The sequence below is a fragment of the Nocardiopsis sp. TNDT3 genome (assembly GCF_003427465.1).
Taxonomy (GTDB): domain Bacteria; phylum Actinomycetota; class Actinomycetes; order Streptosporangiales; family Streptosporangiaceae; genus Nocardiopsis; species Nocardiopsis dassonvillei.
In genome coordinates this window covers 1-3,532 of sequence record NZ_QPFC01000351.1, presented here as the reverse complement: position 1 = coordinate 3,532, position 3,532 = coordinate 1, and the positions used below count along the sequence as shown (strand labels likewise).

The following is a 3,532-nucleotide window of genomic DNA, read 5'->3' as shown; positions in this document are numbered from 1 at the left end:
GAGAAGGGGGGCCGCGTCCGGCCACGCCGGGCGCGGCACCCCGCCGGGGCCCGCCTACCTGGTGACCGCGGCGCGGAAGCGCCAGACGCCCAGCGCCAGGAGGACGGCGGCGTACCCGAGGAGCACTCCCACGTGCGGGAGCACGTCCACGAGTGAGGCCTGGTCGCGGACCAGCGCGCTGAACGCGTCGTAGCCCCAGGCGTGCGGGGTCAGGAACGCGATGGTGGTCATGGTGTCGCCGAAGGACTCCAGCGGGAGCATGGTGCCGCCGAGCGCGCCCGCCCCGAGGCTGATGCCCACCGCCGCCGCCAACGCGCCGCCCTCGGTCCTCGCCAGACTGCCGAGCAGTAGCGAAGCACCGCTGCTGACCAGGCAGAACGCGGTCACCACCAGCGAGGTGGCGAACAGGTTCCCCCACGCGACTCCGAACAGCAGGGCCGACCCGAAGAGGATCAGCAGGGCCTGTGTCAGGGCGATGAGGAACCTGCCCAGCGCCTCGCCGAGGACGATGGACCCCGCCGAGGTGGGGGAGGCGTACAGGCGCCGCAGGACCCCCGAACGCCTGGCCTGGACGATGCCCAGCGACGTCGTCAGCGCCGTGATGAAGGTGTAGAGCAGCAGCAGCGGGGGGGCCGCCAGGCTGTGCGAGGAGACGCCCTCGGGGAACGTGGCCTCACCCGCGGTGACCACCTCCACCCGGACGCCGGACACCTCGGTCTCCTCCGCGTCCGCCAGGCGCTCCTCGAACCCGTCGTCGCGGACGCTCTCCGTGACCCGGGCGGTGCTCAGCAGCGCCGACTCCTGCGCCACCACGGAGCGGACCCAGGTCCCCACGTCCGCGGCGGCCCAGTCGTTGCCGCGTGTGACGAGCTCCAGCTCGACCTGCCCGCCGTCGCGCACCAGGTCCCCGTAGTCGTCCGGGACCACCAGGCCCGCCTGGACGTCCCCGGCCTCCACCAGGTCGCGCATCTCCGTCTCGTCCAGACGCAGGACGTCGATGCGCTCGTCCTCCTCCAGAGCGCCCACGAGGCGCTCGGCGAGCCCTCCGCCGGAAGGCGCGACGACGCCCAGGACCGGTTTCCCCTCCCCGTACATCAGCCCCATCATGAAGACCATCAGGAAGGGGAGCAGCAGGACGAAGAAGATGTTCGTCCGGTCGCGGAAGACGCGGCGTACGTTGAGGACGCCGATGGTCAGCGATTTCATGAGTTCACCATCCGTCCCATACGGAACAGCGCGACGGTCGAGCCGGCGAGGCCGAGCGCGAGCAGGACCGCGCACGGCAGGAGGACCGAGCCGACGCCTCCCGCCGAGAGCTCGCCCAGGCCGAGCAGGAACCACCGGTGGGGGGTCAGGTAGCTGACGACCGCCAGCGCGTTGAGCTGCGAGATCGGGAACAGCGCTCCACCGAACGCTCCGAGCAGCATCGCCAGGACCGAGAGCCAGTTGGCGGCCTGTTCCGAGCTGCGCGCGAAGCTCGCCACGGCGGCGGTGAGCCCGATGACGGCCAGCACGCCCGTGGTGATCAGCGCCGCCGCGCCCAGCGGGTCGCCCCAGTCGGCGCCGAAGAACAGGGTCGTCGCGACGGCCAGGACCGCCATGTTCGCCAGGCCGATGAGCAGTCCGCTGGAGAGCTTCGCGACCAGGATCGCCCCCCGCGGGATCGGGCTGGCCAGGAGGCGCGCCAGGGTCCCGCCCGCCTTCTCGTCGAAGATGCTGGTGACGCTGAACATCGCCGCGAAGAAGACGAAGAAGAACGCCATGGAGGCCGAGTAGTAGGTGGCGGTGCCCAGCTCCCGCCACTCCAGGTCCGCGTCCTCGACCACCGTCAGCGGCGGCGCCGCCGTCTCCGCCTCCTCCAGGAGCCGGGCCGCGGCGGCCGGGTCGGGTTCGGAGTCGAAGCCGGTGGCGATCGCGAGTCGGATGCGGTGGTGCTCGGTGGCGTAGGCGCGGCCGATCTCCCGGGCGATGTGGGTGGCCACGGGGGAGTCGGCGTCGCCGACGACGGTGAGGACCGCGTCCTCGCCCGCCTCCAGCGACTCGGTGAAGTCCTCGGGGATGAGGAAGGCCGCGTCGGCGGTCCCCGCCTCGACCGCCTCGCGCGCCTCGCGCTCGGAACCGGCCTCGGACAGCTCCAGCACCCCGTCGTCCTCCAGGGGGCGCAGCGCCTCGTCGACGAAGCCCTCGCCGAGCGATCCGGAGTCGCCGTCGACGACCACGTACTCCGAGCTCGTCCCCTGGGACGTCCCGTCGCCGAGCAGCATGTTGAAGAAGAAGGCCACCCCGAGCGGCAGGAGCAGCCCGAAGACCAGCAGGCTGCCGTCCCGCAGCCGCTGGCGCACGTCCTTGGCGACGATGGCCGCGGTCATGGAGAGGGCGTTGGTTCCGTTCGCCATGGCTACTCCCGGAGTCCCTTCCCGGTCAGGCGCAGGAAGACGGCTTCCAGATCCGGCTCCTGGACCTCGACCGACCTGATGCCGGCGCCCTCCTGCGTCAGGGTGTCGAGGATGCGGGGCAGGACGTCCCGGGCGTCGGGCGTCAGGAGCCTGATCCGGTTCCCCTCGCAGGTCGCCTCGTCCACGCGGTCCAGCGCGCGCAGGGCGCCGAGCAGCCTCTCGCCGGGGGAGTCCAGGGTGACCAGGACCGTGTCGTCCTCGCCCACCTGGGCGACCAGTTCGCGTTGCGTGCCCTCGGCGCGGATGCGGCCGCCCTCGATGATGCCGACGCGGTCGCAGAGGCGTTCTGCCTCCTCCATGTAGTGCGTCGTGTAGAGCACGGAGACGCCGCCCCGCGTCAGGGCGTCCACGCTCTCCAGGATGGAGTTGCGGCTCTGGGGGTCCACGCCGACCGTCGGTTCGTCGAGGATGAGGAGTCTCGGGTTGTTGAGCAGTCCGAGGCCGATATTGAGCCTTCGGGCCATTCCTCCGGAGAATTTGGATACGGCCTCACCGGCGCGCTCGGAGAGGCCGACTGTTTCCAGGACCTCCTCCGTCCGGCTGCGCGCCTCTGAGGAGGAGAGCCCGTACATGCGCGCGAAGAAACGCAGATTGTCGCGTGCGCTGAGGTCGTGGTAGAGGGCGAGTTCCTGGGGGACGAACCCGATGAGGGACTTGCTTTTCCTGTTCGTGACGCTGTGCTCGACGCCGTCCACGAGGATCGTTCCGGCGTCCCGGCTCAGGATGCCGGTGATCATGCCGATCGTGGTGGACTTGCCCGCTCCGTTGGGTCCCAGCAGGCCGTAGGTCTCCCCCTCGTCGATAAAGAAGCTGACGTCGTCGACCGCCAGGTTCTTCCCATATCTCTTGCTCACTCCTTGGACTTCCAGGATGGGCACGGGCCCTCCTCGCTCCTCTGTGCCTTCGCGGTCCGCCGGGCGGTCGGCTGTTTCGCGCGTTCCTCCCCGACGCGGCCGCGCCCTTTCCGCGCCGCCTTTTCTCCGTGGCGTTCCGCGGTCCGGGCCAGTGAACCACAGAAAGTGTCCGTTTATGTTCCGGTTGTTTTCGATGTGGCGTTTCGGCCTGGTTTCATTTGC

The 3,532-nt window shown here is 70.4% G+C and carries 3 protein-coding genes; all 3 read right to left on the bottom strand.

Annotated elements, in window-relative coordinates:
* Window positions 1–54 precede the first annotated feature (54 nt).
* From DQW06_RS09360 to DQW06_RS09350, 3 genes are read right to left on the bottom strand one after another with little or no spacing between them, the layout of a single operon-like run.
* Window positions 55–1,206: an ABC transporter permease gene (locus DQW06_RS09360; protein WP_013155696.1), complete on the bottom strand. Its 1,152-nt coding sequence runs from the start codon at window positions 1,204–1,206 to the stop codon at window positions 55–57.
* Window positions 1,203–2,396: an ABC transporter permease gene (locus tag DQW06_RS09355; protein ID WP_117198303.1), complete on the bottom strand. Its 1,194-nt coding sequence runs from the start codon at window positions 2,394–2,396 to the stop codon at window positions 1,203–1,205. The genes DQW06_RS09360 and DQW06_RS09355 overlap by 4 nt, the downstream gene beginning before the upstream one ends.
* 2 nt (window positions 2,397–2,398) lie before the next feature.
* Window positions 2,399–3,334 (bottom strand): ABC transporter ATP-binding protein, encoded by a 936-nt coding sequence (locus tag DQW06_RS09350; RefSeq protein ID WP_232832988.1) that lies wholly within the window; start codon window positions 3,332–3,334, stop codon window positions 2,399–2,401.
* Between the last annotated feature and the right edge of the window lie 198 nt (window positions 3,335–3,532).

Excerpts from the sequence above, each read along its gene's own strand:
- DQW06_RS09360 (WP_013155696.1), bottom strand. The coding sequence starts at position 1,206 with ATGAAATCGCTGACCATCGGCGTCCTCAACGTACGCCGCGTCTTCCGC.
- DQW06_RS09355 (WP_117198303.1), bottom strand. The coding sequence starts at position 2,396 with ATGGCGAACGGAACCAACGCCCTCTCCATGACCGCGGCCATCGTCGCC.